The sequence below is a fragment of the Microcoleus sp. LEGE 07076 genome, assembly GCF_015207455.1.
Lineage (GTDB): Bacteria > Cyanobacteriota > Cyanobacteriia > Cyanobacteriales > Microcoleaceae > Microcoleus.
Window position 1 is genome coordinate 1 of sequence record NZ_JADEWV010000282.1, and the last position, 5959, is coordinate 5959.

The following is a 5959-nucleotide window of genomic DNA, read 5'->3' on the forward strand; positions in this document are numbered from 1 at the left end:
ACTCTGCTCCTCCCCCACCTCCCCCTCCTCCGCAAAAGCAGTCAGAACAAGAACAAGACGAACCCGAAAAACAACAAGAAGACGAGGAAGACACTGAAGACCAAGACAACCCCGAACCTCAAGAAGAACCAGAAAAAGATACCGTTCCTGAAGAATTTCTCTTCGACCCTGAAGGCGTAATTCTCGACCCCGACGTGCTGTTATTCGCCCAATCCGCCAACCGCCAAGGCAAATCCGGCAGCAGAAGCACGATTTTTTCCGAAGATAGAGGCCGCTACGTCAAGCCAATATTGCCCAAAGGCCCCGTCCGCCGCATCGCCGTTGACGCGACTCTCAGAGCCGCCGCACCCTACCAAAAAGCCCGCCGCGACAGGAATTCAGACCAAGAACCCGGGGCGAGTTCCACCCCAAATCGAGATAAGCGGGTATTTGTGGAACAGGGAGACATTCGGGCGAAGCGCTTGGCCAGAAAAGCAGGAGCTTTAGTCGTCTTTGTCGTGGATGCTTCGGGTTCGATGGCCCTCAACCGGATGCAGTCGGCAAAAGGTGCTGTCATGCAGTTGCTCACCGAAGCTTATCAAAGTCGCGACCAAGTTGCGCTGATTCCGTTTCGCGGAGAACAAGCAGAGGTACTGCTGCCGCCGACTCGCTCGATAGCCTTGGCCCGCAAGCGTTTGGAACGGTTGCCCTGCGGCGGTGGTTCGCCGCTGGCTCACGGTTTGACGCAAGCGGTGCGCGTGGGAGTCAACGCGCGGCAGTCTGGAGATATCGGTCAAGTGGCGATTGTCGCGATTACCGACGGACGCGGTAATATTCCTTTGGCCCGTTCTTTGGGCGAACCGATTTTAGATGGTGAAAAGCCGGATATTAAGCAGGAATTGTTAGAAATTGCTGCTAAAATTCGCGGTTTGGGAATGCAGTTGCTGGTGATTGATACTGAGAGTAAATTTATTTCGACTGGCTTTGCGAAGGAGTTGGCCAAGACTTCTGGCGGGAAATACTATCATTTGCCAAAAGCTAGCCAACAGTCGATCGCAGCTATGACTAAAAATGCTTTACGGGATGCGATCGGCTAAAATCCTGAAAAGGCTATAGCGGTTCTCAATAAAGTGAGGTAGGCGGGATCGTTCCACTTCTGCCTATGCCCCATGCCCCATGCCCCATGCCCACGAGATCACCTCATGTTACGCTCGAAAGGCTATATAAATCCATCTCTCATCTAAAATCGACCGACTCTCGCTCTCCGGCGAGTCAACACCAAGGAACCAGCAACTAAACCCAACCCTACCACCGTCGAAGGTTCAGGAATTTTCACCGGCAAAGGCGCCCGGTTTACCCTTCCCGGGTTCGGGTTCGGAGAAGTTGTGCCTTGAGGGGGTTGACCAATCTGAGCCAGCAGCCAATTTTCTGAACCCTGCGATGAAGCAGCCACAGAAACGGCTCCGACATTACCTGCAAGGGCAGCTTTGCCCCCGGAAATAACGGTGGCAGTCAAGAGAATTCCGGCTGCACGTGGCAATAATTTGCGAGCAAAAAAAGTGGACATGAGACATTACCTGTTTGGAATTTTGTCGGTACGAACTAAATCTATTCATTAATTGTCTTGGCATTTCCTGTCAGAGCTACCGGGAGCAACTACCGAGCCGATTTTAGTTTTGAGATTTTAGATTGTGGGGCTTCTCTCTCCCTAGTTTCAACTCTTGTCGGCAATCAAAAACCTCAAATCAACTGCGCCCTCTCCCTTTAGCATACAGCTTTCAATCCCAAATTGTAAATGCCAAATTCCCAATGGATTGACCTCTGCTATCGGCCATTCGATCGATCTAGACATCACCCTGCTAATTAAGCTAAAGAATAGCCCTGCGGTTTTGACAATCGTATTAGACAGCTCTACTTCCGGCGCAGCAGCGAAACCGCAAACCCTGTACGCAGTCAATTATAAACAATCGCCTCCTACTTTGGAGCGATCTTACCCCGTTCTTTATCAAATCTTTAAACTATTCCAGGTTTTGCAAATAAACTGTAAAAATGTAAAAATATTAGGTAGCAACTCTCAGCTAAAATTAGGTAAATCCTCGTGAGTAACACCAGCAATTTCCGCGAAGCCGTGCGCGAGGCCAAAAACCACGCGCTGGTAGGCCCCAACGTCATCTCCAACGCCCTCCCCTTCGTCGGCGGCGGACTTGTCTTAACAGCTATCGGTACCTACGGCGGCCTCGGAGTGATCCGCACTTATCCGGCGATCTTTTTTCCCACATTCATCGTTGCGATCGTCCTAGAATTAATTCTGTTCTTCGTCGCCCGCAATGCCGCCGAACAAGGCAACAAAAATACCGCCTTGCCCCTTCTGGCAACCTACAGTCTGCTTTCCGGCTACACCCTCAGCGGATTGATATTTACAGCCCTCAGAACCCAAGGTGTCGGCATCTACGGCATCGGTGTTGCAGCCCTCGGCTGCGGCATTACTTTCATCGCCGCCCGCCAAATTGGCTCCAATCTTTCGGAAGCAGACGGCATGGCAGTCACCAAAACTGTTAGTTTAGGTGTGATTGCTTTGTTAGTTGTCGTTGGTATTCAATTTCTACTGTCAATTTTTGGCATCTACACCCCAACATGGTTGGAAATTGGCATTTCTGGCATCGGCGTATTTCTGTTTGCCGGCGCTGCCGTTGTAGATTTTTATATTCTGCCCCGCACCTACCGCGACGACCAGTATTTGCCCGCTGCTTTGTCGATGTACTTGACTTACATCAACTTGTTTATCTTTATTCTGCGCCTGATGATTGCTCTCAACGGCCGGGATTAATTGAAATAGTACCTTAAAAACCGCGGCTTGTAAAAATCAAGCCGCGGTTTTTAATTTTTGTTAAGCTGCGGTACTAATATAGCGATGGTTGAGTAGTCTGTGAGCAAAGCGACTGGTGAATAATAAAAAAGAATCAAGGGGAAAAAACTCATGTACTTAAAGTATGAAGATATCAGAAGAGTCAGCGTAGAAATTACCTCCCGGTGCAATGCAGCTTGTCCGCAATGTCCGCGCACAGACAACCCGATTTTACCGATGGCAGAATTAAAGATGGAGGATATTGAGAGAATTTTCCCAGAAGAGTTTTGCTCTCAATTGGACTTGGTATATATGTGCGGCAATTACGGCGATGCTATGACTAGCAATACTACCATTGGGGCGATCGAATATTTGCATCGGATGGGAGTTCCTAAAATCTGCCTGTACACCAACGGTAGCGGGCGCAATCCAGACTGGTGGCAAACCCTGGCGCAGGCGATGACAGGAGAACACGATCGCGTAATTTTTAGCATCGACGGGTTGGCAGATACTAACAGCATCTACCGCCAAAATACCAACTGGGACAGGATAATGCAGTCGGTTAATGCCTTTATCCAAGCTGGCGGAAAAGCTGTATGGCACTACTTGATATTTGAACACAACCAGCACCAAGTAGAAGCAGCACGGGATTTAGCCCAAAAATTAGGATTTGTCGAGTTTGTACCGAAAGCTACCTCTCGTTTTGTAGCGAAAGAAATTTATGACAAAGAGTCCGCAAATCAACAGCTTCAGCAGGGAGAAAACTCTCAGGTAGATGCTAAGAGCGATCGCCCCAACCAACCAGCAACAACTAATGCTTCAGCCCCTCAAAATCAAACACAGACGGCTGTTGGGTTGCACCAACAAGCGGAGGAATGTTTGAAACAAGGACAGCTTTCAGAGGCGATCGCAGCCTGCCAACAAGCCCTAAGAATTCAACCTAATTTTGCAGCAGCCTGTAAAACTTTAGGAAATGCTTTCCAAGCTATGGGGCGGTTACAAGCAGCAGCCGACTGCTATACAAACGCACTGAAAATTCAGCCTAATTTTCCCGAAGTTTATGCTAATGTCGGCAGTCTTTACGCTCAACAGCAACAGTGGCAGCCAGCTAGTGCTTATTACCAAAAGGCGATCGAGCTTAAACCCAATTTTGCTGGAGCTTATCGCAATTTAGCTAGAGTTTTAACGCAGTTGGGGCAACCAGAGAAAGCAAATTATGCTTGGTATCAAGCTATAGCTATCGAAACCTCTCAAGCATCCGAACCAACTCAGCCTGTGCCTTCAAAGCCAGCCAGCGAAGAACTCCAACCCCCATCTTTGGAACAATATAAAAATCCACAGGGAGACCAATTTATCAAAGCTGTAGAAACATTTGGCAGTCTAAATAATTACTACCGCAATGTAGAAATTAGCTGCCAAACTCAAGCCAGTAAAGATATTTTCATCAGCTTTGAAGCGGAACTCTGGCCTTGCTGTTGGGTCAGCCATACTAAATACGCTGTTTATAACCACACTTACAGACCGCAAATGCTGGCTTTAATTGAAAAGTACGGAAATGGCTTTAATTCTCTCAGAACTCAATCGGTGAAAGATGCGATCGCCTGTGATTGGTTTCGCGAAGACCTCACAAAAAGTTTTTCATGTTCCAAAAGGTTGGACGTATGCGCTCACGAATGCGGTAAAACTTTCAATTCAACAGGTTCACAATATATATAAGAAAGAAGGCACGACACGGAGTTTGACACGGATACACGGATTAGTTGCTGAAATGTTGAAATTTCAGCTAAACTCAAAAATACACCCCACAACTAGGAAAACTCACAGTGGAAGTTTTAGACATCAAACACGGTATTGAAACATTGTCCGATCGACTGGGTACCACCCAGGACTATCTTTGACATCCCCGCACTCACAGCCAAAATTCAAGATTTAGAGCAAATCTGCGCCCAACCAGCATTTTGGGACGACCAAAACCAAGCCCAAGAAACTCTCCAAGAACTTAACGACCTCAAATCTCATTTAGACCAATACGGCAGTTGGCAAACTAGCTTGGAAGATGCTAAAGCTATTTTAGAACTGCTGGAGTTAGAAGCCGACGAAGCCTTATTTGAAGAAGCAACATCCAACCTGTCTGAGTTAACCCGCCAACTTGACCAGTGGGAACTACAACAATTACTGTCCGGGCCCTACGACAAAGGCGGCGCCGTTTTGATGATTAACGCCGGGGCCGGCGGCACAGATGCTCAAGATTGGGCCGAAATGCTGCTGCGGATGTACACCCGCTGGGGAGAAAGTCACGGTTACAAAGTACATTTAACTGAGATTTCTGAGGGAGAGGAAGCAGGTGTTAAATCTGCTTCTTTGGAAATTGTCGGCCGCTACGCTTACGGCTACATGAGATCGGAAAAAGGCACTCACCGTTTGGTCAGAATTTCGCCTTATAATGCTAATGACAAGCGTCAAACCAGTTTTGCGGGCGTGGAAGTCATGCCAATTCTCGATCGATCCGTACAGTTGGACATTCCCGAAAAAGACTTGGAAATCACCACTTCCCGCGCAGGCGGCAAGGGCGGACAAAATGTTAACAAGGTAGAAACCGCAGTCCGCATCGTTCACCTTCCTACGGGCTTGGCCGTCCGCTGTGTCGAAGAACGCAGTCAGTTGCAAAATAAAGAAAAAGCTCTCGCACTGCTCAAAGCGCGGCTGTTGGTGGTTGCGAAGGAACAGCGGGCCTCGGAAATTGCTGAGATTCGCGGCGACATAGTAGAAGCCGCTTGGGGCCAGCAAATTCGCAACTACGTGTTTCACCCCTATCAAATGGTAAAGGATTTGCGAACAGGGGTGGAAACAACGGCGATCGCAGATGTGATGAATGGCGAATTAGACTCGTTTATTCAAGCTTACCTGCGGCAGGAAAATCAGTTGGTCAGCAGTCAATAGTCAGTGGTCAGTAGTCAGTAGTCAGTAGTCAGTAGTCAATAGTCAATAGTCAGTAGTCAGCAGTCAATAGTCAGTGGTCAGTAGTCAGTGGTCAGTAGTCAGTAGTCAGTAGTCAGTAGTCAGAAGGAACAGGGAACAGGGAACAGGGAACAGGGAACAGGGAACAGGGAAAAATACTCTCGCCCCCTCTCCCTC

General features: G+C 48.2%; 5 protein-coding genes. 4 read left to right on the forward strand and 1 reads right to left on the reverse strand.

Annotation, left to right across the window (positions count from 1 at the left end):
- Positions 1–1076 (forward strand): VWA domain-containing protein (locus IQ270_RS27110; RefSeq protein WP_193976255.1); only part of this gene is annotated, 1076 nt, incomplete at its 5' end.
- Between the two features lie 143 nt (positions 1077–1219).
- On the opposite strand, the gene IQ270_RS27115 is transcribed toward IQ270_RS27110, so the two are convergent.
- A complete protein-coding gene (locus IQ270_RS27115) occupies positions 1220–1546 on the reverse strand; it encodes a PEP-CTERM sorting domain-containing protein (protein ID WP_193976256.1) in 327 nt (108 codons plus the stop codon).
- Between the two features lie 531 nt (positions 1547–2077).
- Here IQ270_RS27115 and IQ270_RS27120 point away from each other — a divergent pair.
- From IQ270_RS27120 to prfB, 3 genes are all read left to right on the forward strand, one after another.
- Positions 2078–2806 (forward strand): Bax inhibitor-1 family protein, encoded by a 729-nt coding sequence (locus IQ270_RS27120; protein ID WP_193976257.1) that lies wholly within the window; start codon positions 2078–2080, stop codon positions 2804–2806.
- 150 nt (positions 2807–2956) lie between these two features.
- Positions 2957–4540, forward strand: coding sequence for a tetratricopeptide repeat protein (locus IQ270_RS27125; protein WP_193976258.1), 1584 nt, complete (start codon positions 2957–2959; stop codon positions 4538–4540).
- Positions 4541–4647: 107 nt separating this feature from the next.
- A protein-coding gene (prfB, locus tag IQ270_RS27130) for a peptide chain release factor 2 (protein WP_193976259.1) occupies positions 4648–5764 on the forward strand; the annotation gives its coding sequence in 2 pieces (ribosomal slippage) (positions 4648–4719 and positions 4721–5764; 1116 coding nt in all).
- Positions 5765–5959: the final 195 nt, after the last annotated feature.

Coding starts and splice junctions, on each gene's coding strand:
- IQ270_RS27125 (WP_193976258.1), top strand. CDS start 2,957: ATGTACTTAAAGTATGAAGATATCAGAAGAGTCAGCGTAGAAATTACC.
- IQ270_RS27115 (WP_193976256.1), bottom strand. CDS start 1,546: ATGTCCACTTTTTTTGCTCGCAAATTATTGCCACGTGCAGCCGGAATT.